Raw genomic sequence first — 23929 nt, 5'->3', positions numbered from 1 at the left:
ACGGACATGACCGTACGACACGACCGGGCCGACGGGATGCGCCGTCGGCGCTTCCTCACCACTGCCGCCCTCGGCGGCGCGACCATCGTCGGCGCCACCGCGCTCGGCGGCCTCGACGCCGAGGCCGCCTTCGCCGCGGAGCCCTCGCTCGACCCCGCGATAGCCAGGTCCACCTTCGTGGAGGGCCGCATCACGGGCATCACCGGCAGCGTCCTGGAGGTGGCGGGCTCCCAGGGCGGCCACTCCCGGGTGCAGATGACCAACGTCACCAGCGTGTGGAAGGTGCGCGCCACCACGGCCGAGGTGATCGAGGTCGGCGACGGGCTCTACGCACGCGGCGTCAAGATGCCCGACGGCACCGTGGCCGCCGACGCGGTGTGGGTGAACATCGTGAACCTGGACACGCAGATCCGCGGCATCGCGAAGAACCGTTTGCACCTCGCCCACGGGCAGCACGAACTGGTCGGTCACGTCGCCCCGGACGCCAGCGCCTCCTACGCCGGCCGCGCACTGACGTCCGACCTGTCCCGGCTGCGTATCGGGCAGAGCGCCCAGGTGCTCGGTGCCTGGCGGCCGTCCGACAACTCCGTGGACGTCGTCCGCATCTCAGTCGGGCACTGATGCGGGACCGAGGACACGGAGAGAGGAAGAGATGCTGTCACTGACAACGGGCCTCGCCCCCCTGGTCCTCGCGGGCCTGCTCGGGTGGACCGGAGCAGTCAAGGCGTTCGGCCGGGGCACCGCGCAGCAGGCGCCGAAGACGGCGCTGGCCCGCATGCTGCGCAGCAGTGAGCAGGCCACGACAGTGCTGCGCGCGACCGGGGCGGGTGAACTCCTGATCGCCGCGGGTCTGCTGGTGGTCCCGGCAAATCCGGTGCCGGGGGCCGCCGCGGCGGTCCTCGGGGCGGGCTTCCTCGCCTACCTCGGCTACGGCCGGTCCGTGGCACCGGAGTCCTCCTGCGGCTGCTCGGCACGTGAGGACTCCCCCATCACCTGGCGGTCGTTCGCGCGGGCGGCGGTCGTGCTCATCGGCGGGGCCACGGCGGCGATGGCACGAGGCACCTGGTGGTCGGCGGTCTCCGAGCGGCCGGCCGGTTCCCTTGCCTTCCTGGCCGGGGCGGCAGCGGTTCTGATCGCCCTCTCTGCCGACCTCGATCGGTGGTGGCTGCTGCCACTGCGCCGGACGAGACTGCGTGTCTTCGGACACCCGCTCCTCGGCACCGCCGCCGGGAATCAGGTGCCGGTCGCGGCGAGTGTCGAACTCCTGGAGAACTCCCTTGCCTGGCAGGCCGCCGCACTGGTGGTCCGGTCCGCCTTGCTGGACCACTGGGAGGACAACGGCTGGCGCATTCTCCAGTACTCGGGTGTGTACGGGGCCCGGGAGAACGCGCGCCCGGTCACGGTGGTGTTCGCACTCGACGCCACGGCCGGCCGCGACACCGGCGGCGACCCGGTCGTCCGTGTCAGCTACGTCGACGCGGACAGCGGGGAGGCGGTGGCCGTGGACGAACTGGGCGCGGTGCCGTCGCGCAAGAGCCTGCCGATGGCGGGCTGACGCGACGGACGAATCACCAGCCCGCGCAGACCTCCGGAACACAGCGCACAGCAGCGCCGGACCGACAGCCGGGTCCGGCGCTGCCTGGTCCGGGTCCGCCCCTGTTGCCTTCGTCGAGAGGCTGGTCCCTCACCAGCCGGAGCTGATTTCGACGCGGGCGTTGAGGCCGCCCTTGCCGGTGCCCTTGTAGAAGTAGAGCTTTCCGGTGGCGCCCGGCTGGGACTTGACGGCTACCAGGTCACCCGTACCGTCACCGGTGAAGTCACCGCCGGCGTAGTCCGAGATGCCGTTCCAGCCACGGGATCCGATCTCCGTGCGGGAGGGACCGGCGTCGATGGTGCCGTTGCCGTGGCCCTTGTAGAGGTAGAGCTTCCCGGTGGACTTCTCGGTGGCGACGATGTCGTCCCTACGGTCCCTGTTCATGTCACCAGGACTGACGATCTTGTCCATGCCGTTCCAGCCACTGGAGCCGATCTCCGTCCGGGAGGAACCGGCGTCGATCGTGCCGTCGCCGTGGCCCCGGTAGAGATAGAGCTTCCCGGTCGACGCCCCGACACCGCCGAGGTCATCCCTGCCGTCACCCGTGAAGTCACCGACGAAGGTGTTGTTGATCCCGTTCCAGCCGCCGGAACCGATCTCCTTACGACGGCCCGGACCGCTACCGGTACCGGGGTAGAGGTACAGCTTTCCGCTCGCGACCTCGGTGCCGACGAGATCGTCCTTGCCGTCCGAGTTGAGGTCTCCGACGGCCAGATTCGCCATGCCGTTCCAGCCACCCGTACCGATCAGCACCCGCGAGGTCAGGGTTCCCGTGCCCGTACCGGGGTACAGCCACAGATTGCCCGTCGACACCTCAACGGCCACCAGGTCCTTCCTGCCGTCCCCATTGAAGTCACCGGCCGTCAGTTTTGTCATACCCGGGTTGCCCGTGGTCACAGCCGCGCCGACGTCGACATAGTCCCGGTCGATGTTGATCGTCGTCCCGCCGTACGACTCGGTGACATTGCCCGCGTGCTGGTGAACGCGCTGGTGCTCGGACCAGTACCCGGCGGGGATGTTCACGTCGGCGGTGTTGGCTTCACCGTTCCAGTTGGCGGACCAGACCACGTCCGGACGCTCCAGCGCCGTGGACGAGTAGACGGAGGAAAGGTCCTTGATGCCACTGGAGGAGGAGCTGTACACGCCTGACCGGTAGCGCAGTTCGTGCAGACGGGCGGACCAACCGGAGAGAAAGTTGAGGACGTTGGTGCGGTACCCCGAGGAGTACGCCTCCATGTCGGTGTAGAGCACCGTGCCGGTGACGAATCCGAGCCCCTGTGCCAGATCGACCGCCGCGTCGGCGGCCGACCGGCCCTGGCTGGTCGCATTTAAGGAGGAGATGCTCGCCGCCTGAAGGCCCGCGTAGATGGGGAGCAGATGCCAGCCACGGCCGCTCTGCTCGGCCACCCATGAAGCGGTGAGGTTCGGCTGGGAGCAGGCCCGGCTCGGTCCGCCCATGTAGATGCCCACCCCTCTGTAGGGCGAGGACGCCCAGTCCGCCATGGCGCCCGAAGAGGGTGCCGAGCAGGCATCGAAGGCTTTGCCGGTGTAGCCGGTGCCCGGGATCGCGGAAGGGGCGGACGGGAAAGCTCGCTTCCGGGGCGCCGGAACTGTCTGCGGCTCGGCCGCGCTGCTGGTGGTGGCGGAGCCCAGGACCTTCTCGATCGCCGCCATCGACGAGCCGTAACTGACGGTTGCATAGACGCCGGCGCCCTCGAAGGCCAGCCGTACTTCGCGGGAGTCGCCGGCCGGGAGGACACGGGGAGCGGGAGAGCCCGCAGGGACGTTCACGGTGGGCACATCCTCTCGGGGTGCAGCTCCGGTGAACGGCTCCAGCACGATCGCATCGGTCTTCGCCGCGATCAGGTGGCCGGGGCAGAACTGCTCGGCTCCTGGATGCCCCAGATACACGGCGTGCTGATCGAGTCTTACGCAGGCGTTCGGGTCCGTCTCCAGGTCCACCAGCCTCCACCCGGCCGGAACGTCGATGGAGAGTCCCCGGTACTCGACGTGGGTGAGCGGTTCCGCCGCCGAGGCGTTAGCGGAGTGCTGGAACATGGCGGTCAGTCCGATGACGGCCATGAAGGCAGAGGCTGAACGGCGCAGATGACGGTTCTTCATATTCTCTTCCAGAAGTCGGGGTCCGATGCGGCACGGCCGGCGCGGTCGGGGCGTGGGAGCGCACAGAGGCGGGGCGGGGCCGCAGTGAACTCGGATCCGCCTGATGGGGTGTCACCAGCCGCCGGTGCCGATGTCGATGCGGGCGTTGAGGCCGCCCGTGCTGTTGACCTTGTAGAGGTAGGGCTTTCCGGTGGCGCCCGGCTGGGATTCGAGGGCTGCCAGGTCACCCGTACCGCCACCGGTGAAGTCACCGCCGACGTAGTCCGAGATCCCTTTCCAGCCACCGGAACCGATCTCCGTACGGGAGGAACCGCCATCGATGGCGCCGCCGCCATGACCCTTGTACAGGTAAAGCGTCCCGATCGACGTCCCGACACCGCCGAGATCATCCCCACCGTCACCCGTGAAGTCCGACGAAGGTGTTGCTGATGCCGTTTCAGCTGCTGGAACCGATCTCGGTACGACTGCCCAGTCCGCTACCGGTACCGGGGTAGGGATAAAAAGCTTGCCGCTCTCCACCCCGGTGCCGCGGATCGTCCTTGCCGTCCTTGTTCACGTCACTGACAGCCAGGTTCACTGTTGTCCGCGCACCCCTTGATCGGCCGCGGCGTCATCCCGGAGCCGGACGTGGAGTACATCCAGGCGGCCGGCAAGAAGGTGTGGGCGCGCAGGGAGTGGAACATGCCGCGGGAGAATGGCTTCCACGTCACGCGGCATACGTTCGCTTCGATCGTGCTGCACGAGGGGGAGACGATCACACAGCCGGCCGCGTGGCTGGGGCATGCGGATCCCGCCTTCACGCTGCGGACGTACACGCACTTCATACCGCGGTCCGGGACAATGGCGATTGCGGCGCTGGGCAGGTGGATTGCCCCTGAGCGGTACTGGAGCCCCCGCCTCGATGGCGGATGCGGCGGTTGAGATCTCTGGCGGTTCTGGATCTCCCCAGATTCTCCCCAGCACCTCACTGGATCAAGAAAATTGATGCGTCGCCCCTGGTCAGAGGGTTAAGCGGCAGACGAGTCGGGCTGTACGCCGGGTAGTGCCATCGCAGCGCTATGACCTGTGCAAACGTGTAGTCAGTGCGCTTGTGTGGCTGCCTTGATGGCTACGTAGGACGACATCGCGCGCTGCAGCGGTCCGGACGGGGTCTTCGTCCCTATTGGGGTCGGACGGTCTGCTCGATGCGCTCGAAGACGCCCGAGTCCGACTCCATTCGGCCGCCTTCGCATACTGCAGCGAACCCGACGGTGGTCACGTAGACCGCGAGCCCATCAACGGCTGGGCGGAGCGTAGCCTCAGCAGGAGCGTGGACACGAGGTGGTTCCCCCCAGGGGACAAGTGACTCGTGCGGGTGGGGGGTACGTCCTCGCGTAGAGGAAGCCCGTCGGTCCGCAATTGGTACGGGCGATCTTAGTTACCCATGAACGTGTTAGACGGGCCACCTACGCGGCCAGGTGGCGGATTCCCGCCCGGTTCGGAGTCACAGTTGCAGCCTGGATCCCGGTGACCTCGACTGCGACGCCCCACGCCTCACGGATCTTGGCCGTCTGCACGAGGGTGACCTGCGAAAACGGGAAGAGCGTGTCGGCGGTGAGGTCGGTTCCGTTTTTCAGCAGGATCGCGAAAGTAACCTTCGAAGGCCGGAAGCCTTCCGGCAGCCCCCTGCCAGGTCGGGCCGTAGCCACCTTCTCCAAACACGCGACGGCTTCTCACCCGGCTGCCGCTCGGGCAGCGGTGGGATGACTCCCACGTCGGCGAGCGCGGGCTTCCACGCCTTCGTGTTCCAGGTGGTGCGGTTGATCGCGCCGCGCCGCCCGGTGTGCACGAGCAACGGGACGGTCACCTTGCGCCGGTCCTCGCGTACGAGGTCGGGCGCCTCGGGGTCCAGCCACGGCAGGGTGACGTCGATCGGTTCGAAGCGTTCCTGGTGGGTAGGGCCCATTGAGCCCTTGGGGAGCGCTCGCAACCCTCGGCTCTCGGCCGGCTGCGCGCGAGTCCGGGGCAGAGCGGGGTGCACGGGCAGCCGGCCGAGGCGGGACATGGTGCGAACGACACGCTCAGCCATGAGCGGAGCCGCCCTCGCGAGTCGGACCTCGCCGGACAGCGGCGTCCGCGCAAACCCTGCTCGCGTCCAGGGACTTGCCCACGCCTTGCCGCCTTCCACGCCACGCACTCCAGAGGTTCTCACACGCCCGGCACCAGGTATCGGGAAGGACGCGAACGCGTTGTTCAACGGAAGAGCGCGGCCCAGCGGGCCTCCTCTTCACGCTGTTCCTGGCCGCGACGCAGCCGCGCGCGGAAGGCCAGGGACGCCGTGGTGGTGGTGCCCGCGACCGCCACCAGCGCGACCGCGGACAGGGTGACCGGCATGAGCAGCAGGAGCATCGTGAGGGCCGCCGATCCCCACCCGGCCAGTACAGCGGCCGCGACCAGCCGGCGGGAGCGCGGCCGGTCCTGCCCGGCACGCAGGTCGATGCAGGCGGGCAGGTACCAGACGTTGCCCGATACGCAGAGCACGGCGACGCCAAGCGCCAGAACACCATGGGACATCGGGCAGCACTCTCCTCAGGAGCGGGGATTGCGGTGGCAGACGGGCTCAGAGGTCAGTGCGGTACGGCAGGGTCGAGCGCGGCAATCTCCGGATGGTGCAGATCGAAGGCCGGGGACTCGCTGCGGATTCGGGGCAGGGCGGTGAAGTTGTGCCGGGGAGGAGGACACGACGTGGCCCATTCCAGGGAGCGGCCATAACCCCAGGGGTCGTCGACGGTCACCTTCTTGCCGTACTGAGCGGTCTTCCAGATGTTGTAGAAGAAGGGGAGGAACGACAGCCCGAGCAGGAATGAGCCGATAGTGGACAGGGTGTTGAGGGCGGTGAAACCGTCGGCGGCGAGATAGTCCGCGTATCGGCGGGGCATTCCCTCCACACCGAGCCAGTGCTGCACCAGGAACGTGAGGTGGAAGCCGACCGTCAGCACCCAGAAGTTGATCTTCCCCAGGCGCTCGTCGAGCATCTTGCCGGTGAACTTCGGCCACCAGAAGTGGAATCCGGCGAACATCGCGTAGACGACCGTACCGAAGAGTGTGTAGTGGAAGTGGGCGACCACAAAGTACGAGTCGGAGACGTGGAAGTCCAGTGGTGGTGAGGCCAGGATGACTCCGGTCAGTCCACCGAAGACGAAGGTGATCAGAAATCCGGTGGCCCACAGCATCGGCGTCTCGAAAGACAGCGACCCCTTCCACATCGTGCCGATCCAGTTGAAGAACTTCACTCCGGTCGGTACAGCGATCAGGAAGGTCATGAAGGAGAAGAAGGGCAGCAGTACACCACCGGTGACATACATGTGGTGGGCCCAGACGGTGACGGACAAGCCGGCAATGGCTATCGTCGCGGCAATGAGACCGATATAGCCGAACATCGGCTTTCGGGAGAAGACCGGAATGATCTCGGAGACGATGCCGAAGAACGGCAGAGCCAACACATAGACCTCCGGGTGCCCGAAGAACCAGAACAGGTGCTGCCACAGAAGTGCACCCCCGTTGGCGGCGTCGAAGATGTGCGAGCCGAACTTCCGGTCCATCTCCAGCGCGAGGAGTGCTGCGGCGAGGACCGGGAAGACCAGGAGGATGAGTACGGCGGTCAGCAGTACGTTCCAGGTGAAGATCGACATCCGGAACATGGTCATTCCCGGGGCACGCATACAGATGATGGTGGTGATGAAGTTCACCGCTCCGAGAATGGAACCGAAGCCGGACAGTGCCACGCCCATGATCCACATATCGGCGCCGACGCCCGGCGAGTGAATGGCGTCGGACAGCGGGGCATAGGCGAACCAGCCGAAGTCCGCCGCTCCTTGAGGGGTGAGAAATCCTCCCGCGGCGATCAGTGAACCGAAGAGGAACAACCAGTAGGCCAGCATGTTCAGCCGCGGAAAGGCCACATCGGGTGCGCCTATCTGGAGCGGCATGAGCCAGTTGGCGAATCCCGTGAACAGCGGCATGGCGAACAGCAGCAGCATCACCGAGCCATGCATCGTGAATGCCTGGTTGAACTGCTCGTTGGACATTATCTGCGTCCCGGGACGCGCGAGCTCGGCGCGCATCACCAGCGCCATCGCCCCACCGATCAGGAAGAAGGCGAACGCGGTGACGAGATAGAGCGTGCCGATCTGCTTGTGGTCGGTCGTCGTGAGCCACGAGACGACGATCCGGCCGCGCGAGGAACGGCCCGGCAGATCGGTGCCGGGCTGCGTCCTGCCGTGCTGAGTCGTGCCCGCCCGAGTGGGCCGGCGACCGGCCGGGGTGCCCTCCGCGTCGACGGTGATGGCCCGCGCGTCGGCGGGGTCGGCCCCGGGGCCGGGCGGCTTGGGGCCATATGCAGGGGCGGCCTGATTGCCCTGCGATTCCATTGCGTCCACCGGACCGTGTCCTCCAGCTCTGGCAGTTCTCCGAACGCGCCCCGGCCGCACGCGGACGGCTCCAGGGAGCGGTCGGGAAGGTCCGGCGGATCACGAGGGGACGGACCGGACCTTCCCGACCGCACCATGCTGGTCGCGAGCGGCGACGCTCCCCAGGGACCGACGGGCACCTTCCACGGGGCCGACCGGCCCTACTTCCCAACGCATTCGGCAGCCGACCGGCCCCGCCCGCGCCGGCCTGCCTGGAACTCCCGGAGGTGCTGCGCGGCATCGTGGAGGCAACGGTGACGCTGACCGACGCGGGGAACGGCGCCTGGATGTGCTGGAACGGGCTCTGAACAGGGCCGAAAGGCCCTGTGGCAGGGGCCGGTCGGCAGGCTGGACGCGGTGCCATACTGACGCCGCCGAGATCGTCCGGGCGCCACGGGCGTCCCTCGTCCCGGCCCCCCACCGTACTGTCCCAAGGAGTCAGCGGTCCATGAACACCCCGAGCGAGGACTACCACGCACTACTCGCGCGGCATGACGCGATGCGGTTGCGACGACGCATCCTGTCCCCGGCCGGAGTTGATGCCGAACCGTGGTGCGCCGAGGCACCGCAGGCGTACAACGGAACGGCCGACCAGCAGCTGATCAGCGAATTCCTGCCGCTGGTGAGCCCGCTGGAGGAGCTGATCGCCGAGCTGTACCGGGTCATGTTCGAGCGGCATCCGTACCTGCGGTCGTTGTTCCCCGAGTCGATGGCGTTCCAGCAGGCCCATCTCGTCGGGATCTTCCGCTATCTGATCGGCAATCTGCACCGTACGGACGAAATGATCGGCACCTTCGCGCAGTTGGGTCGCGACCATCGCAAGCTCGGTGTGCGCCCTGCACACTTCGAGGCGTTCGAGGCGGCACTGATCGAGGCGCTGCGCATGCGTGCCGGCGGCCGGTGGACCGGCGCGCTGGAGGACGCCTGGCTGCGGATGTTGCGGCTCGCCGTTTCGGCGATGGTCAGGGGCGCGGACGAGGCGATCGCCGAACCGCCGAGCTGGGAGGCGACAGTGACCTCGCACGAGTTCCGTACTCCGGATCTCGCGGTGCTGAGGGTGCGCCCCCATCAGCCCTACTCCTTCAGGGCCGGGCAGTACGCGTCCTTGGAGTCGCCGCTGCAGGAGCAGGCATGGCGTCCTTACTACCTGGCCCGCGCGCCGCATCCGGACGGCGAGTTGGAATTCCATGTACGGGCCCGGGGCGCCGACGGGGTGAGTGATGCGCTGGTGCACGGCACGCGGGAAGGCGGCACCGTCCGCCTCAGCGCGCCGCGCGGCGCGCTTGTCCTGCCCGATCACACCCCCTCCGCCGACGTTCTGTTGATCGCCTCCGGTACCGGATGGGCCGCGATGAAGGCGCTGCTCCAGCAGATCGACGCCGAACGGTCCCGTGCGCACCGGGTGCGGCTGCTGCTGGATGCAAGGGTGGGTGAGGGCATGTACGACGCGGCGTATCTGGAGGCGTTCCGGCGCGGACGCCCCTGGCTGACCGTCCTCACAGCCGGTCAGGCCGGTCTCTCCGCAGATCCCGGTCTGGGGGCCCTGGACGGAATACTGGCGCAGCGTCCCGGGGCCGCCGCCCGGCAGCACGTCTATCTGGCCCTGGCACCCGAGGCATCCACGACAGGCTCCGCGCGGGCCGTCGCCGCCCGGCTGGCCGCCGCCGGAGTCCCGGCCCTGCACACTCATCACGACAGCACCGGCATCGTACGGGTCATGGAAACGTCTGCCAGTACGACCAGAACCGCGTTGCTGTCAGCATGACGATGACCAGGCACCAGGTAACCGGTACCACGAGCGGGAACTCCAGCACCACCGCGACGAGAGCGCGTGGGGCTCCCGCCAGCAGCTCTGACTCACGCGCCGACGCGCTCATGCCCGCCCCGCACGGAGCCGTCCGGCCAGACGACCTCCACCCGGATTCCACGCGCCCGGGCGAAGGCAACCAGATGTGCGGTGGCGTCCCGGCCGTCCGACGGCGAACCGTCCCACACGGCGAGCACGGTCCGGCACGTCTCCACCAGACGTTCATCAGCGCTGACACAAGCGTTGCGGTCGGCCGGATCAAAAGCCAGCAACCGTACGTTCTCGGCCAGGACCAGCAGTTCCCCGGCAGCCCGCCGGTCCCCCTCGGGCAGCACTGCGGGCACCGCGCCCTGGGTCGGCAGCAGTACCGTCAGCTTCCGTCCGGCCTCCCGGGCGGCGCGCCCGAACACCAGCGGCAGCCCCGCCCCGACCCGTACGAGAGCGGCCACGCCCTCTGCCAGGCAGTCCAGCCGCGCTCTCAGTTCAGCCTCCACCAGCGCCAGAGTTCTGTTGTTGAGGTCTCTGTGTCCGACGACCGCGATCAACGCGTTCTCCTCCTGTACACATCCGCACGCTGTACACATCCGCACGCCCGCTCCGACCGAACGCTCCACACGCCACGGCCCGGCCCCCGGAGCCGCCGTTGGGCCGGCCCGCAGCATGCGGTCCACCGCAGTGAACCCATCGGGGGTCCGACGCCGCTAGGGCCGTTCGGCCCTGGTCCGTTCGGCCCTGGCGTGGGGATGGCAGCACGCGATGTACTCGTGCGGCAGGCGAGCAGATCAGGAGACAGGCCGCCCTATGAGCCACGCAGCTCATCAGTCGCCCCAGCCGTCCGTTCCCGCGACCGGGCCCACGCCGTCGGCATCGGCCCCTGCGCACGGCCCGGCGGCCACCGGACCACGCCGCACCGTCGAGTTGACGGGCGCTCAGGCGCTGAGCCTGCTCGGCGGGACGTCGCGGCTCCAGACCCCGGCGTGAGCCGACGCGGCAGGGCGAGCACGCGCCGCACTGCGAGCACACCGGCGACCTGCTGGCGGAGGGCCTGCTCACACCCGACCAGGTACGGGCCCTGCCCTATGAACTCGGCACAGTGATCTCCGAGCTGGCGCCACACATGCTGAGACTCACCGACGCCTTTGACCTCCCGCCGGAACTGCTGTCGACGATCCCGGCCGCGAGCAGCGGGTCGATCGCACGAAAGCCGGAGCCAGCGGCGGCGGACGCCGTGGCGGGCTTCGCGGTCGCGGGCTGAGCCGGGCGAGGAGGGGCAGGGGGCTGAGGGCTGGGGTCAGGAGGCAAAGGGCCGGCGGCGGGGGGTGGATCCATCGGTCCGGGCGGCACCTATGCGGTGTGCGTCACCCGGAGGTGGCCCGCCTGGACCTGGACCTGGTCCTTCCGTTGGCCGTACGGCGGTCCATACGACGTCGCCTGACGGATGCCATGTACGTGACGACGGACACGGCGACGATGCCGACGGTGATGCCCAGCGTCAACTGATCGACGGTCGCTATCCGGGTCATCGCGTACGCGATGCCCGCGAGCACCGCGACCGCCCCCAAGCCCCTGAGCGTGTTCATCTCTCCCTGACCTGCTTCCTTGACCTGCTCCTGCGGCTTACTGGCACTCAGCACCGCCGCGTGCGTTGCCGCACCCGCTCCCCGCGCGAGGACGCGGGTCTGCCTGCTTCCGGACGGACATTCCGGCTCATTTCCACGCGGACACGCGGGTCACGTAGGACTTCACGATGGACGCGATGAGCCAGTACGCCCGTACGACCGTGTACACCAGCTCCGGAATCAGCAGCGCTTCGACGAGCATCGCCTTCCAGCCGAGGTTCCGGACGCGGAGCGCGGGATAGACGATCCAGAAGGCGAAGACCGCCCACAGGATGGGCTGATGGGAGAACCCGTACACGGCGAGCAGGAGAAGCTGCTTCGCACCCCAGCCCAGGATGTAGGCGAAGCCTATGAGACCCATGATCATGGTGGCGATGGAGTGCCAGGTGAACTTCGTCCAGCCACGGCGACGCAGGGTGTCCACGGTCCCGCGGCTCCACCGTTCACGCTGCTGAATCAGCTCGCGCAGCGTGGGCATGAGGTCGGTGTAGGCGATGCACATGTGGTTGGCGGTCACCTTCCAGCCGGACTCCTTGAGGGCCAGCGTGGTCTCGTAGTCCTCGACCAGGTTCCGGTGATCCTCCCAGAAGACCTCGCCCCGCCAGTCGATCAGCCCCTGCAGCGCCTCGGCCCGATAGAAGGAGCCGGCCCCGGACATGGTGTGCACATCCCGGCGGTATCGCGTGTTGGCGGCCCGGCCGTACTCGATGATCTGCATGCCCAGGAGATAACGCTGCCAGGGGTTGCGCCACAGGTCGGTGCGGCCGAAGCAGGCCGCGCTGACACCGCCGAGTTCCGGGTCGGACGCGATGACGTTGGCGGCGCGCTCGATGAACCTCGGGTGCAGTTCGGTGTCGGCGTCCATGACGAGGACGTGCCGCACCCGGTTGTTCAGCCGCCCGCCGACGGCCTCCCTGAGCCAGCGGAGACCGAAGTTGAGGGCGCCCGCCTTCTTGTGGGGGTTGTTTTCGAAGGTCAGGACGACCGTCGGCGGTGTGTGCTCGTCGTCGGCGAACCGGCGCGCGTACTCCTCGGTGCGGTCGGTCGAGTTATTGACCACCACGACGATGAGCGCGGGCCGGCGGGTCTGCGCCGCCAGGGACTCCAGGGACATGAGGACCCCGACCTCTTCGTTCCGCGCCGGAACGAGGACGACGGTCTCGTAGACCGTCTCTGTGGGCACCTCGACGTGCGAGACGCGGCTTCTTCGATGTCTGCTGCGCGATGCGCTCCGCGTTTCGACGCGCGCGCTCGACGCCGTTGTACCGGCCACTGCAAGCCCCCACCCGATTCTTCACACAACTCTTCACACAACGCCCCTACGTTGTGTTCATGAGGTGAATCTCTGACCGGAAACTATCGTACGGATTTCTCATTCCCCAGACCGCAGTCCCGATCCACCCAGGCGCAGCGCGCGCGTAATTGAACTACAAACGAACACGGCGCGTCCTCATTTACGCACCAGAGTGGGATAATTTGGACACCAGGGGCGATAACGCATGCCAGGCGACACTGCATGACAGTGACGAAAACCACACCACTGGCGTGAGGGTGACCGCAGTGTCGAGCGCTGGGTAGGCGTATGCCTACGATGCGCGGGTGTTCAGCCATGGAGTCAGCCCTATATGCGCTGCGCGACGCACCGCTCCGGCCGCCCGCCCGTGTCCGTCCGGGAAGCTCTCGTGAGCCGCCGACGCAGCAGTTCCTCCAGTCGAGGACGGAGCGCGCTCATCGTCATACTCTGCGTGTGCGTCGTCGCCGCGGGCGGGGTCCTGCTCCATTCCCTGTGGAGGTCCTCGAACACCGAGCCTCCAGTGCTCACGGTCCGCTATCGGACCGACGCCCCGGCCACGGCCGGCGTGGCCACACCATGGCTGGAAGTCGTCAACACGTCCGGGAAGACCGTGAACCTGGCAGACGTGACGCTGCGGTACTACTACACGGCGGACGGCGACTCTCCGTACGGCTCCAACTGCGTCCAGACCTCCATCGGTTGTTCCCACGTCACCCAGAAGACAGGCGTGGCCGAGGACCCAGCGAAGAACGCCGACCACTACCTCCAGATCGGCTTCACCCCTGCAACGGGCAGCCTGGCCCCCGGCAGGAGCAGCGAGGGCATCGGACTCCAGCTCTACCGTGTCGACCACAAGAAGCTGAACCAGGCGAACGACCGCTCGTTCAACGCCGAGGACACCACGTACTCACCGTCGAAACTGGTGACCGCCTACGTCCGCGGCGCACTCGTCTGGGGCGACGAGCCGAACGGCGACACGTCCGCGTCCGGGCGGGTCACGTCCTCCGCCGCGCCGGAGCCGGCCGCGGCCGCACCGCCCAAGGCAGTCCTCTTCGACGACTTCGCCTACACGGGTCCCCACGACCCCGCGCTCTCCGCCAACGGCTGGGCGGTCCGCAGTGGCGAGGGCGGCCCGGGGATCAAGGACACCTGGTCGACGGACGGCGTCAGCTTCCCCGCCGGGGAGGACGGCAAGGGGGGCCAGGCCCTCCAGCTGCGAGCCCGCACGGACGGGACCGAACAGGGCACCCGGCAGTCGGAGTTCCACACCACCCGGCCGGCCTTCTTCACCGGCACCCTCGTCGCCCGGGTCTACTTCGGCAACGAGCCGACGAGCGGCACGGACGGCGACCACATCGCCGAGTCCCTCTTCACCATCTCCCCCGACCACGCGTCGTCGAAGTACAGCGAACTCGACTACGAGTACATGCCCAATGGCGGCTGGGGCAGGCTGGGCCCCCGGCTCGACACCACCAGCTGGCGCAGCAGCGAGCGGGGAGACCGCGTCACCAGCTCGCACGCGACGAAGCTCGGCGGCTGGCACACCATGGTGATCACCGCGGTCGACGGGACCACCACCTACTCACTGGACGGCAAAGACCTGTTCACCAGCGGCAGCCGCTACTCCCCGCGCGAGCGCATGACCATCAACGTCAGCGCCTGGTTCATCGACCTCCCCTTCAAGGGCGCGTCACGGACCTGGGACATGCGGGTCGACTGGCTCTACTACGAGTCCGGCAAGGCCGTCTCCCCGAAGGCCGCCGAGAAGGCGGTGTCCGACTTCACCACCGCCGGAACCCACTACATCAACACCCTGCCGAAACCCTGACCGACACGGGGCCCACACCGGGCCTCGCACCTGGGCTGCCCCGGGCCCGACCGCCGGGAGCGGCATGAAGCTGCAGGCGACCATGGCCAACAGCAACACCGTCGACTACACGTACTTCCTCGACGGCGCGCTGAAGACCACGTCGGAGAAGAAGCCGAACGGCACGCTGGTCTCCTCGCGCACCTACGCCTACAACCCCAACGGGAACAAGGCGCAGGACGTGGCGAAGAAGATGAACGCCGACAACCAAGCGGCGTACCTCGACTCCACCGCGGACTTCACCTACGACCCGGCCGACCGGCTGGCGGAGTCGGTGAAGACCGGCAACGGCGCGGCCACCGAGGCGTACGTCCACGACGACAACGCCAACGTCATCAGCCAGACCGTCAGTACGGGGCTGGGGAGCAGGCGGCGGCCGGTCGTCGAGACCAGCAGTGAGGCACACTCCGCGTGGCGGCGGTCGCCGGCGTTCAGGGCTGCGGCAAGTGGGCCGGTGTCGAGAACGAACGCGTTCACGCTTGGTCGCCGAACCGCTCGCGCATCCGCTCGCGGATGTAGTCGTCGTGCCGCTCGGCCAGGTCCTCCGGCCCGTTGACCGCCCCGATCAGCGCCAGCAGTCCCTCAGGGACAGCCTGTTCCTCGGTGGGACGCGGTGGGAGAGCCTCGGCGGCCTGCGCGAGTTCCTCGTCCTGAGTGACGAGCAGGCGCAGGCGACGTACCTGGTGCGGCGTAAGCCGGTCCACCAGGTAGTGCATGTCCTCGTAGTCGAAAGCTGCGGTCACCTGGCCAGTCTAGGGCGGCAGCACCCGCCGCGCCCCTGTCTTCCAGAGCCTCACCCTGCCTCGGCCCACCGGCAGGACGCCGACTGACCAGGACGGTCCGAGCTCGGACTCGCGGATGGCTGGCCTGCTCTGCCGAGTGTCGGCGTGTCGGGAGCCTTGCGGCTGCCCGGCCGTACTGGGGTGCTGTTCTGCGCGGCCAGGGGCCGGGTTCGTATTAGCGGGGCGGCGCCGTAGCGGCCGGGCCCGCGCACCGGCCGCGCGCGGGTCCGCGTCAGCGGGCCCGCCTTGAAACCGCATAGAAATTATCGACGCAGCCCCCACCACAGCAGACCCCTGACTAGCCAGAACGCTGCCCCCAGCCGGTAGCTGTGCCAGGCGATGGAGCTGTCCGGCCCGGTCCTGCCAGGGTCAGTCGCGGGAGTGCTTGCCTTCGAGGCGGTCGAGGCGGTCTCGGAGTTCCTGGATCTGGCCGAGGGCATTCTCCAGTGCGTCGGCGAGCACGTCCGGTGGGTTACCTCTGGCGCTGCCGGTGCCCCCGCCTCGACGGCGGATGTGGCGGTGGAGATCTCTGACGGTTCTGGATCTCCCCAGATTCTCCCCGGCAACCCATTTGATCAAGGAAATTGACCCTAAGCCCCAGGTCAGAGGCTTAGGCGGCAGACGAGTCGGGCTGTACGCCGGGTTCTGTCACCCGGTCGCCTCGCGGCGGCCGGGGAGACGGCCATCCATCTAGGACCGGCATTGCTGCCGGTCTCGTGCGGTCTACCCGCGAACTCGGGCGGGCAGCCCTCGGACGTTCGCGCAGGGCCGTCTTGCGCCGGCCCCTCTTGACCTTGCTCCGGGTGGGGTTTACCTAGCCGCCTGAGTCACCCCAGGCGCTGGTGGTCTCTTACACCACCGTTTCACCCTTACCGAGGACCGAAGTCTCTGGCGGTTTGTTTTCTGTGGCACTGTCCCGCGGGTCACCCCGGGTGGCCGTTAGCCACCACCCTGCCCTGTGGAGCCCGGACGTTCCTCGGGAGGATCCGAAAATCCCCACGCGGCCGTCCGCCCGGCTCGTCTGCCGTGTCGACCATGCTACCCGCCTGGCAGGGACCGCCGGACGGGACGGCTCAGACGAATGCCTCGGTCTCCAGGTCGAAGGCGAACGGCGCGGGGAGACTGAGTGTCTTGCCGAACGGGATCGTGCAGTGCTGACGGTAGTCGTCCCCTTCCGGCTCGCTGAACAGCGTCACCGAGGACTCCTCGCGGTCGACCAGGAGGTAGAGCGGGATGGGTCCGCGGGCATAGCAGTGGCGCTTGTCCGTGCGGTCGGCCCGGGGCTTGGTCGAGGTGACCTCGACGACGAGGGCCACCCCCTCGCACGGCATCCAGGGTTCGGCTCCCCGGTACAGCCGCAGCCCGGTGGGGGCGAAGGTGCCGTCGGGGATGACGTGGTTCCTGGGGCAGCGGCCGCCGCTATTCAGCTTCAGACCCTTGTTCCCGGAGAAGTCCATGTCGGTCCGGGCGAGCCTGATCACCTGCCTCAGAATCAGACTGATGCAGTCCTCGTGGTCCCCGTCCGGCGGCGGCGTCACGACAATCTCCCCCTCGATCAGCTCGGCCCGGAAGCCCTCCGGCGTATCCAGCGCCAGGAAGCCCTCCAGCAGGACGTCCGCCTGCGTGAGCGGTTCGTGCGGCATGGCAGTCATGTCACGCCCCTTCCTCGGTCGCTCGCCAGATTGGGACATCAGTGGATCAGCCGTCCGTGAGATGGGAGTACTTCTTTCGATCGTGGCACAGGAGGGTGCGGAGTTGTCAGATGCGGACGGGTACGGTGAGCGCTTGACCCTGCCGCGGCGTCAACGTTTCTGCTGGTCTCATGCGCATCGGAGAAGTCGCCGCGCTCGTCGGGGTCACCTCGCGGGCGATCCGGCATTACCACCACATCGGGTCGTCGCTGCTCTCACGCGGGCGCGAACAGTACCTTCGCCGCCCCCGGGTCCGCCTGGGTGAGACGGACCTGGAGCCGTTCGCCCAGCGGGAGCTTCGTTGTGCCGCCGTCGATGCGGGCCACGATGGCGGGGTGCTCGATGTGGACCGTGCCGATGGTGGGTTCCTGGTCCTGTACGTCGACCACGTACGCGTCGAAGACCTCGCCCACCTGGTCGCTGAGGAGTGCCGCCTCGACCAGGTCGACACACTCGCGTTCCACCGTGTTGGCGCGGCGGGTCCCTTCGGTCATTTCCTTCGGGAGGCCGGGGAGCGCGGCCGTCACCCACTCGGGCGGCTCCTGGTCCGCGACTGCCGCGACGCACAGTTCGGCCGCGTACCGGTCGACGAGGCGGCGCAGGGGCGCGGTGCAGTGCGTGTAGAGGTCGGCCACGGCGGCGTGGACGGCGGGGGTGGGGAGTTCGCCGTGGTCGAAGACCGTGTAGCCGGCGCCGCGCAGCAAGGTGGTGCACTCCTGCAGGAACGCGGCGTGGCTCGCCCTTTTCGGGTCGAGCGACCGGACGACCTGGGCGTACGGGACGTGGTGCGGCCAGTCGATGTGCAGGGCCTCGGCCGAGCGGCGCAGCCGGGCGACGGCGCCGTCCGGGGCGACCGGGAGCGTACGCAGGATGCCGGTGCCCGCCTCGGTCATCAGATGGGCGGCGGTCATGCCGGTGAGGAGGGAGATCTGGGCGTTCCAGCCGTAGGCGGGCAGCGGGGCGCGGTACTCCAGGCCGTATGCGCCGTCACGCTGGACGATCTCCTGCTCGGGCACGTCGAGCGAAATCCCGCCGCGGGCGACCTCCTGCTCCTCGCGGAGCCGGCCGATGTCCTTCAGCAGGGCGACGGGTTCCTCCGCGATGCCCGCGTCGATCTGCCGCTGCACGCCCGCGTAGTCCAGCTTGGCTCGGCTGCGGACCAGGGCCCGGCGTACGTCGGTGGCGCCCGCGCGGCCCTCCGCGTCGAGGTCGATCCGCCAGAGCAGGGCGGGGCGGGTCTGTCCGGGGAGGAGGCTGGCTGCGCCCTCGGAGAGCGGGGTGGGGTGCAGCGGCACCTTGCCGTCGGGGAAATAGAGGGTCGTCACGCGGCGGTGGGCCTCGGTGTCGAGTGCGCCGCCGGGGCGGACGAAGGCGGCGACGTCGGCGATGGCGTAGTGGACCCGGAAGCCGTGCGGGCGGCGTTCGAGGTGCATCGCCTGGTCGAGGTCGGTGGAGGTGGGCGGGTCAATGGTGAAGAGGGGGAGGTCCGTCGCGTCCTGGTGTCCTGTCAGGACGAGAGACTTCGCCACCTGCGCCGCCTCCGCGAGGACCTCGCGCGAAAAATCGGCGGGCAGTCCGAGCGTGGTGCGCAGTTCGCGCAGGGCCGCCCGCAGCGGGGTGTCGGCTGCGCCGGTCATGTGGAGATGGCGGCGGGGCATGGACCGAGCGTATGGCGGGGCGGGGCGACCGGCATCCCGGGACGGGTGGCCCTGCGGTCCGCCGGGCCGGGCGGTCCGGGCGGTCCGGGCGTCCCCTTACGCTGGCAGGCAGGCCTTGGGCAGTCGTGGGGCCGCTTCCCTGTTCGTACGAAGGAGAACCGCCGTGCTCGTGCTGTTGCCGCCCTCCGAAGGAAAGGCCGCCCCGGGGCGCGGAGCACCCCTGAAGCCGGAGTCGCTGTCGCTGCCGGGGCTCGCCGGGGCCCGGGCCGCGGTCCTCGACGAGCTGGTCGAGCTGTGCGCGGCGGACGAGGAAAAGGCCCGCGAGGTGCTCGGTCTCAGCGACGGGCTGCGTGGCGAGATCGCGAAGAACGTCGAGCTGCGGACGGCGGGCACGCGGCCCGCCGGGGAGATCTACACCGGGGTGCTGTACGACGCTCTGGACCTGGCGTCCCTGGACACGGCGGCCCGGCGGCGGGCCGGGAAGTCGCTGCTGGTCTTCTCCGGGCTGTGGGGCGCGGTGCGGGTGGGCGACCGGATTCCGTCGTACCGCTGCTCGATGGGGGTGAAGCTGCCGGGGCTCGGCGCCTTGGGCGCGTACTGGCGTGCGCCGATGGCCGAGGTGATGCCGGAGGCGGCCGGGGACGGGCTCGTACTGGATCTGCGGTCGTCGGCGTACACGGCGGCGTGGAAACCCAAGGGTGCGGTGGCGGAGCGCACGGCGAGCGTGCGGGTGCTGCACTCCCAGATGGTGAACGGGGTGGAGAAGCGGTCGGTGGTCAGCCACTTCAACAAGGCGACGAAGGGGCGGATCGTCCGCGACCTGCTGCAGTCGGGGGACCGGCCGAAGGGGCCCGCGGAGCTGGTGGACGCGTTGCGGGAGCTGGGGTACGTGGTGGAGGCGGAGGCTCCGGGGCGGGCGGGGCGACCGTGGGCACTCGATGTGGTCGTGACGGAGATCCACTGACGCCGGACAAGCACTGTTGCAGCATGCGCAACGCCCGTTGCGTACTGCGCGGTCAGCGCGACAGGATGAGGCCATGACCTCCTCCTCTGTGCTGGACCTTGCCCCCGTAGTCCCCGTAGTCGTCCTGGAGGACGCCGCCGACGCGGTGCCGCTCGCCCGGGCCCTGGTCGCGGGCGGGCTCCCGGCCATCGAGGTGACGCTGCGGACGGCGGCGGCACTGGACGCGGTCAAGGCGATCGCGGCGGAGGTACCGGATGCGGTGGTGGGCGCGGGCACGGTGATCTCCGCGCAGAACGTCGCCGACACGGTGGCGGCCGGGGCCCGGTTCCTGGTCAGCCCAGGCTGGACGGATGTGCTGCTGGACGCGATGAAGGGGTCGGGGGTGCCGTTCCTGCCGGGCGTCTCGACGACGTCCGAGGTCGTGGCGCTGCTGGAGCGCGGCGTCACCGAGATGAAGTTCTTCCCGGCGGAGGCGGCGGGTGGCACGGCGTACCTCAAGGCCCTGTCCGCACCGCTCCCCCAGGCCCGGTTCTGCCCGACGGGCGGCATCTCGCTCGCGTCGGCTCCGTCGTATCTGGCACTGCCGAACGTCGGGTGCGTGGGCGGCAGTTGGATGGTGCCGGGGGATGCGGTGACGGCGAGGGACTGGGCGCGGGTGGAGCGGCTGGCGGGCGAGGCGGCGGCGCTGCGCGGCTGATCCCCCTCCCGCCCCTTCCAAAACCGGGGCTCCGCCCCGTACCCCGGGGAAACTGCGGCTCCGCGCCGCGGGGAACCGCTCCGTCGCCCCTGGCGAGAGCGGCACCGCACGCCGCGCGGGGCTGCCCCTGCGGGAGCGGCAGCCTGTGGCCCGCTTCGCGCAGCAGCAGCTTCGCACCATGCGGGAACCACCCTGCGGCAGCGACAGCCTCGCACCGTTCCCGGGGGCGCCACCACCAGGGGCGACAGAATCCGGGGCGCGGCTTCCGCTTTCTACCGGAGGTGCGACGTGTCGTTCAGCAGTCGCAGTGACGCGTTGCCGTCCGCGTAGTACGCCACCGCCGACAGCGACGCCGCCGAGAGTTCCATGCGGAACAGGGACTCCGGTGGGGCGCCCAGGGCCAGGCGGACCAGGGTCTTGATCGGGGTCACGTGCGTGACCAGGAGCACCGTGCGGCCCGCGTAGCGGGTGGTCAGGCGGTCACGGGTGGACGAGACCCGGCGGGCCACCTCGGCGAAGCTCTCGCCGCCCCCCGTGGGGGGCGTCCTCGTGGAGGCGAGCCAGGCGTCCAGGTCGGGGCCGTACCGTTCACGGACCTCGGCGAACGTCAGGCCTTCCCAGGCACCGAAGTCCGTCTCGCGCAGGCCTTCCTCGATCTCGACGGTCAGGCCCAGGCGCGCGGCCACCGTCGCCGCCGTTTCGCAGCAGCGGCGCAGGGGCGAGCTGACGATCTCCTGGATGGTGCCGCGGGCCGCGAGGGACTCGGCCACGCGCTCCGCCTGGTGGCGGCCGGCCGCCGAGAGTTCGGGGTCGGTGCCGCCACTGCCGGAGAACCGTTTCTCGGGGGTGAGGGCCGTCTCGCCGTGGCGGAGCAGGACGAACGTCGCGGGCGCACCCAGGTCGGCGGCGGCACCCCAGCCGGCCTGTGGGGTGGCCGCGGGTGCACGGCGGGTGGACATCGCCGCCCGTGCCTTCGCGGCGCCTGCCGCCACGTCCCCGGGAGGACCGGAGACCGGGGGCAGGTCGAGTGCGGCCGTCGACGCCGACGGCTCCCACTGCTTGCCTCGCTTGCCCGCGTCCATCGCCTCGTTGGCGAGCCGGTCCGCGTGCTTGTTCTTCTCGCGCGGGATCCACTCGTACGTGACGGCGGACGCCGGAAGGATCCGGGCCGCCTCCGCCGCCAGCGGCTTCATGTCGGGGTGCTTGATCTTCCAGCGGCCCGACATCTGTTCGACGACCAGTTTGGAGTCCATCCGGACGCGCACCCGCAGTGCACCGTCCGCCGATGCGTCCGGCACCAGCGCCTTCGCGGCCTTCAGGCCCGCGATGAGGCCCTTGTACTCGGCCACGTTGTTCGTCGCGATGCCGATGTACTCGGCGGCCTCGGCGAGCGTCTCCCCCGTGACCGGGTCGATCACGACTGCGCCGTACCCGGCGGGCCCCGGGTTTCCCCGGGAGCCGCCGTCGGCCTCGATGACGAACTGGCGCGGCTCCGTCATTACAGGCCCGATTCCGCCGTACGGACCAGGATGCGGTGGCAGTTCTCGCAGCGCAGCACCGTGTCCGGGGACGCCGCCTTCACGTCGTTGACCTCGGTGATGTTCAGCTCCAGCCGGCAGCCCTCGCAACGGCGCTGGTAGAGCCGGGCAGCGCCGACCCCGCCCGACTGGGCGCGGAGCTTGTCGTACAGCTTGAGGAGGTCGGCCGGTACGGAGGCGGCGACGAGCTCGCGCTCCTTCGTGACGGTCGCGGCCTCCTCGTCGAGCTGCTGCGTCGCGGCGTCCCGGCGGGCGGTCGCGTCGTCGACCTTGGCCTGGACGGCGGAGACCCGTGCGGTCAGCTCGGTCACGCGCTCCTGTGCGGACTCGCGGCGCTCCATGACTTCGAGGACGACGTCCTCCAGGTCACCCTGGCGCTTGGCCAGCGAGGTGATCTCGTGCTGCAGGCTCTCGAGGTCCTTCGGCGAGGTGACCGCGCCGGAGTCCAGGCGCTGCTGGTCGCGGACGGCGCGCTGGCGCACCAGGTCGACGTCCTGCTCCGCCTTGGTCTGCTCGCGGGCGGTGTCGCTCTCCTCGGTCTGCGAGGCGACCAGCAGGTCACGCAGTTGTGCGAGGTCGGCGGTGAGCGAGTCGATCTCGGTGTGCTCGGGCAGCGACTTGCGCTTGTGGGCAAGCTGCGACAGCCGTACGTCGAGGGCCTGGACGTCGAGAAGTCGGATCTGGTCGGCGGGCGCGGCGTTCAGTTGGGGGCTCCAGAAGAGTGGTGGGTGGTCCAGGGGTCGGTGACCTGCTTCGAGACATGGACCCGCAGGTCCCATCCGTGGCGGTCGGAAATCGCGTCGAGCTGCGCCGCGGCCTGCTCGCACCAGGGCCATTCGGTGGCCCAGTGCGCGGCGTCGATCAGGCCGATCGGAGACTGCTGAACGGCCTCGGAGGCCGGGTGGTGGCGCAGATCGGCGGTGAGGAAGGCGTCGACGCCCGCGGCGCGCACGGCGTCGAAGAGGCCGTCGCCGGAGCCGCCGCTGACCGCGACGGTACGCACGAGCGCGTCCGGGTCGCCGGCCATGCGGATGCCCTGCGCGGTGGCGGGCAGCCGCGCGGCGGCGCGGGCCGCGAAGTCGCGGAGGGTCTCGGGGTGGTCGAGTTCGCAGATCCGGCCGAGGCCTCGATGGCCTTTGGAGTCGGCCGGGTCGGGTACGAGGGGGCCGGTGACCCGCAGGTCGAGGGCGCCGGCGAGGGCGTCGGAGACCCCTGGGTCGGCGGTGTCGGCATTGGTGTGCGCGACGTGCAGGGCGATGTCGTGCTTGATGAGGGTGTGCACGACCCGGCCCTTGAAGGTGTCGGCCGCGACCGTCGTCGTACCCCGCAGATAGAGGGGGTGGTGGGTGACGATCAGCTGGGCTCCGAGTCCGACCGCCTCGTCGGCGACCTCCTGGACCGGGTCGACGGCGAAGAGAACACGGTCGACTTCGGCGGCCGGGTTCTCCACGTCTCCGCAGACCGTTCCGACCGCGTCCCATCCTTCGGCCCGCTCGGGAGGCCAGAGGGCGTCGAGCGCGGTGAGGACTTCAGACAGACGGGGCACGGAGGAAAGGCTACCTTCCGTCCGTGCCCCGTTGCCCATGGCGGAGGCGACCTGTGAGGGCCGGGCGACAGCCGGTTACCTGTCGTTACGCGCTGTTCTGCCCGGTCGGCTACGTGACCAGGTCGGCGCGGAGGTCGTCGAGGACCGGGTTCGCCGCGGTGACGCCGAGGCCGAGGTACCAGGTCTCGTCCGGGACGTCCTTCGCCCGGCCCTCCTTGACCGCCTTCAGGGGGAACTGGCCCGCCGCGGCGTCCGTCCCGTACGCGGCCGTCTTCTTCGCCGCGTCGCCAAAATCCTTGCCGC

Annotated in this window: 22 protein-coding genes, 1 other RNA gene and 2 pseudogenes; 9 read left to right on the top strand and 16 right to left on the bottom strand. The window is 69.3% G+C overall.

The genetic code is table 11. The features are described from left to right. Nucleotides 1-6 precede the first annotated feature (6 nt). Both OH809_RS30110 and OH809_RS30105 read left to right on the top strand, forming a co-directional pair. Nucleotides 7-621, top strand: a complete 615-nt coding sequence (locus OH809_RS30110) for a cell wall protein (RefSeq protein WP_345512906.1) — start codon at nucleotides 7-9, stop codon at nucleotides 619-621. A gap of 31 nt (nucleotides 622-652) precedes the next feature. Next, nucleotides 653-1555, top strand: a complete 903-nt coding sequence (locus OH809_RS30105; protein ID WP_406515912.1) for a MauE/DoxX family redox-associated membrane protein — start codon at nucleotides 653-655, stop codon at nucleotides 1553-1555. A 129-nt stretch (nucleotides 1556-1684) separates the two neighbouring features. On the opposite strand, the gene OH809_RS30100 is transcribed toward OH809_RS30105, so the two are convergent. Together OH809_RS30100 and OH809_RS30095 are read right to left on the bottom strand one after the other, a co-directional pair. Continuing rightward, nucleotides 1685-3676 carry a glycoside hydrolase domain-containing protein gene (locus OH809_RS30100; protein WP_406418951.1) on the bottom strand — a complete coding sequence of 664 codons (1992 nt, stop codon included), beginning with the start codon at nucleotides 3674-3676 and terminating at the stop codon, nucleotides 1685-1687. Between the two features lie 150 nt (nucleotides 3677-3826). Next, nucleotides 3827-4234, bottom strand: coding sequence for a hypothetical protein (locus tag OH809_RS30095; RefSeq protein ID WP_406418953.1), 408 nt, complete (start codon nucleotides 4232-4234; stop codon nucleotides 3827-3829). A gap of 60 nt (nucleotides 4235-4294) precedes the next feature. Here OH809_RS30095 and OH809_RS30090 point away from each other — a divergent pair, with 60 nt between their 5' ends. Next, nucleotides 4295-4636 (top strand): hypothetical protein, encoded by a 342-nt coding sequence (locus OH809_RS30090; protein ID WP_406515911.1) that lies wholly within the window; start codon nucleotides 4295-4297, stop codon nucleotides 4634-4636. Between the two features lie 524 nt (nucleotides 4637-5160). On the opposite strand, the gene OH809_RS30085 is transcribed toward OH809_RS30090, so the two are convergent. The 3 genes from OH809_RS30085 to ctaD all read right to left on the bottom strand — a co-directional run bounded on the left by OH809_RS30085 (nucleotide 5161) and on the right by ctaD (nucleotide 8133). Continuing rightward, on the bottom strand, nucleotides 5161-5403 hold the full coding sequence (locus OH809_RS30085) for a DUF6119 family protein (protein ID WP_406515910.1): 243 nt from the start codon (nucleotides 5401-5403) through the stop codon (nucleotides 5161-5163). Between the two features lie 544 nt (nucleotides 5404-5947). Next, nucleotides 5948-6268: a hypothetical protein gene (locus OH809_RS30080; RefSeq protein ID WP_406418956.1), complete on the bottom strand. Its 321-nt coding sequence runs from the start codon at nucleotides 6266-6268 to the stop codon at nucleotides 5948-5950. 53 nt (nucleotides 6269-6321) lie between these two features. Continuing rightward, nucleotides 6322-8133, bottom strand: coding sequence for a cytochrome c oxidase subunit I (gene ctaD, locus OH809_RS30075; RefSeq protein ID WP_406418958.1), 1812 nt, complete (start codon nucleotides 8131-8133; stop codon nucleotides 6322-6324). A gap of 478 nt (nucleotides 8134-8611) precedes the next feature. Here ctaD and OH809_RS30070 point away from each other — a divergent pair, with 478 nt between their 5' ends. Further along, nucleotides 8612-9928 carry a globin domain-containing protein gene (locus tag OH809_RS30070; RefSeq protein WP_406515909.1) on the top strand — a complete coding sequence of 439 codons (1317 nt, stop codon included), beginning with the start codon at nucleotides 8612-8614 and terminating at the stop codon, nucleotides 9926-9928. 92 nt (nucleotides 9929-10020) lie between these two features. On the opposite strand, the gene OH809_RS30065 is transcribed toward OH809_RS30070, so the two are convergent. Then, nucleotides 10021-10515 carry a hypothetical protein gene (locus OH809_RS30065; protein ID WP_406418962.1) on the bottom strand — a complete coding sequence of 165 codons (495 nt, stop codon included), beginning with the start codon at nucleotides 10513-10515 and terminating at the stop codon, nucleotides 10021-10023. A 482-nt stretch (nucleotides 10516-10997) separates the two neighbouring features. On the opposite strand from OH809_RS30065, the pseudogene OH809_RS30060 reads away from it, so the two are divergent. Then, a pseudogene (locus OH809_RS30060) lies at nucleotides 10998-11225 on the top strand (hypothetical protein); the annotation flags it as partial. A 103-nt stretch (nucleotides 11226-11328) separates the two neighbouring features. On the opposite strand, the gene OH809_RS30055 reads toward OH809_RS30060, so the two are convergent. Together OH809_RS30055 and OH809_RS30050 are read right to left on the bottom strand one after the other, a co-directional pair. Next, complete coding sequence (locus OH809_RS30055) at nucleotides 11329-11550, bottom strand: hypothetical protein (RefSeq protein WP_406515908.1); 222 nt, start codon at nucleotides 11548-11550, stop codon at nucleotides 11329-11331. Between the two features lie 127 nt (nucleotides 11551-11677). Continuing rightward, nucleotides 11678-12772, bottom strand: coding sequence for a glycosyltransferase family 2 protein (locus OH809_RS30050; protein ID WP_406515907.1), 1095 nt, complete (start codon nucleotides 12770-12772; stop codon nucleotides 11678-11680). A 631-nt stretch (nucleotides 12773-13403) separates the two neighbouring features. Between OH809_RS30050 and OH809_RS30045 the strand changes: the two genes are divergently transcribed. After that, on the top strand, nucleotides 13404-14711 hold the full coding sequence (locus OH809_RS30045; RefSeq protein WP_406515906.1) for a cellulose binding domain-containing protein: 1308 nt from the start codon (nucleotides 13404-13406) through the stop codon (nucleotides 14709-14711). A gap of 64 nt (nucleotides 14712-14775) precedes the next feature. Continuing rightward, on the top strand, nucleotides 14776-15306 hold the full coding sequence (locus OH809_RS30040) for a hypothetical protein (protein ID WP_406515905.1): 531 nt from the start codon (nucleotides 14776-14778) through the stop codon (nucleotides 15304-15306). Here OH809_RS30040 and OH809_RS30035 read toward each other — a convergent pair. From OH809_RS30035 to OH809_RS30020, 4 genes are all read right to left on the bottom strand, one after another. Then, complete coding sequence (locus OH809_RS30035; RefSeq protein ID WP_406418965.1) at nucleotides 15224-15493, bottom strand: hypothetical protein; 270 nt, start codon at nucleotides 15491-15493, stop codon at nucleotides 15224-15226. The genes OH809_RS30040 and OH809_RS30035 overlap by 83 nt on opposite strands. A 657-nt stretch (nucleotides 15494-16150) precedes the next feature. After that, an RNA gene (gene rnpB / locus OH809_RS30030) (RNase P RNA component class A) lies at nucleotides 16151-16552 on the bottom strand. 53 nt (nucleotides 16553-16605) lie between these two features. Next, a complete protein-coding gene (locus tag OH809_RS30025) occupies nucleotides 16606-17175 on the bottom strand; it encodes a Uma2 family endonuclease (RefSeq protein ID WP_406424902.1) in 570 nt (189 codons plus the stop codon). A gap of 263 nt (nucleotides 17176-17438) precedes the next feature. After that, the gene (locus tag OH809_RS30020; protein WP_406515904.1) at nucleotides 17439-18881 is read right to left on the bottom strand and encodes an RNB domain-containing ribonuclease; all 1443 of its coding nucleotides are present in this window, start codon (nucleotides 18879-18881) and stop codon (nucleotides 17439-17441) included. A 163-nt stretch (nucleotides 18882-19044) separates the two neighbouring features. Between OH809_RS30020 and yaaA the strand changes: the two genes are divergently transcribed. After that, complete coding sequence (gene yaaA / locus OH809_RS30015; RefSeq protein WP_406515903.1) at nucleotides 19045-19845, top strand: peroxide stress protein YaaA; 801 nt, start codon at nucleotides 19045-19047, stop codon at nucleotides 19843-19845. A gap of 73 nt (nucleotides 19846-19918) precedes the next feature. Next, nucleotides 19919-20542 (top strand): bifunctional 4-hydroxy-2-oxoglutarate aldolase/2-dehydro-3-deoxy-phosphogluconate aldolase, encoded by a 624-nt coding sequence (eda, locus tag OH809_RS30010; protein ID WP_406418971.1) that lies wholly within the window; start codon nucleotides 19919-19921, stop codon nucleotides 20540-20542. A gap of 272 nt (nucleotides 20543-20814) precedes the next feature. Here the strand turns inward: eda and OH809_RS30005 are convergent, their stop codons facing one another. From OH809_RS30005 to OH809_RS29990, 4 genes and pseudogenes are all read right to left on the bottom strand, one after another. Beyond that, a complete protein-coding gene (locus OH809_RS30005) occupies nucleotides 20815-22041 on the bottom strand; it encodes a bifunctional RNase H/acid phosphatase (protein WP_406515902.1) in 1227 nt (408 codons plus the stop codon). Continuing rightward, nucleotides 22041-22784 carry a zinc ribbon domain-containing protein gene (locus OH809_RS30000; protein WP_406424904.1) on the bottom strand — a complete coding sequence of 248 codons (744 nt, stop codon included), beginning with the start codon at nucleotides 22782-22784 and terminating at the stop codon, nucleotides 22041-22043. Before OH809_RS30000 ends, OH809_RS30005 begins: the two co-directional genes overlap by 1 nt. Next, nucleotides 22781-23626 (bottom strand): Nif3-like dinuclear metal center hexameric protein, encoded by an 846-nt coding sequence (locus OH809_RS29995; RefSeq protein ID WP_406418975.1) that lies wholly within the window; start codon nucleotides 23624-23626, stop codon nucleotides 22781-22783. Before OH809_RS29995 ends, OH809_RS30000 begins: the two co-directional genes overlap by 4 nt. A 109-nt stretch (nucleotides 23627-23735) precedes the next feature. Next, nucleotides 23736-23855 (bottom strand): annotated as a pseudogene (locus OH809_RS29990) (iron-siderophore ABC transporter substrate-binding protein); the annotation flags it as partial. Nucleotides 23856-23929: the final 74 nt, after the last annotated feature.

It is taken from the genome of Streptomyces sp. NBC_00873 (assembly GCF_045207415.1).
Classification (GTDB): Bacteria; Actinomycetota; Actinomycetes; order Streptomycetales; family Streptomycetaceae; genus Streptomyces.
Note: the sequence above shows the minus strand (reverse complement) of the source record. Positions and strands in the feature narration are given on the sequence as shown.

What these genes read in the sequence shown, in the direction of transcription:
- OH809_RS30110 (WP_345512906.1), top strand. Translation starts at nt 7, where the DNA reads ATGACCGTACGACACGACCGGGCCGACGGGATGCGCCGTCGGCGCTTC.
- OH809_RS30105 (WP_406515912.1), top strand. Translation starts at nt 653, where the DNA reads ATGCTGTCACTGACAACGGGCCTCGCCCCCCTGGTCCTCGCGGGCCTG.
- OH809_RS30100 (WP_406418951.1), bottom strand. Translation starts at nt 3,676, where the DNA reads ATGGCCGTCATCGGACTGACCGCCATGTTCCAGCACTCCGCTAACGCC.
- OH809_RS30080 (WP_406418956.1), bottom strand. Translation starts at nt 6,268, where the DNA reads ATGTCCCATGGTGTTCTGGCGCTTGGCGTCGCCGTGCTCTGCGTATCG.
- OH809_RS30070 (WP_406515909.1), top strand. Translation starts at nt 8,612, where the DNA reads ATGAACACCCCGAGCGAGGACTACCACGCACTACTCGCGCGGCATGAC.
- OH809_RS30055 (WP_406515908.1), bottom strand. Translation starts at nt 11,550, where the DNA reads ATGAACACGCTCAGGGGCTTGGGGGCGGTCGCGGTGCTCGCGGGCATC.
- OH809_RS30040 (WP_406515905.1), top strand. Translation starts at nt 14,776, where the DNA reads ATGAAGCTGCAGGCGACCATGGCCAACAGCAACACCGTCGACTACACG.
- OH809_RS30025 (WP_406424902.1), bottom strand. Translation starts at nt 17,175, where the DNA reads ATGCCGCACGAACCGCTCACGCAGGCGGACGTCCTGCTGGAGGGCTTC.
- OH809_RS30020 (WP_406515904.1), bottom strand. Translation starts at nt 18,881, where the DNA reads ATGCCCCGCCGCCATCTCCACATGACCGGCGCAGCCGACACCCCGCTG.
- eda (WP_406418971.1), top strand. Translation starts at nt 19,919, where the DNA reads ATGACCTCCTCCTCTGTGCTGGACCTTGCCCCCGTAGTCCCCGTAGTC.
- OH809_RS30005 (WP_406515902.1), bottom strand. Translation starts at nt 22,041, where the DNA reads ATGACGGAGCCGCGCCAGTTCGTCATCGAGGCCGACGGCGGCTCCCGG.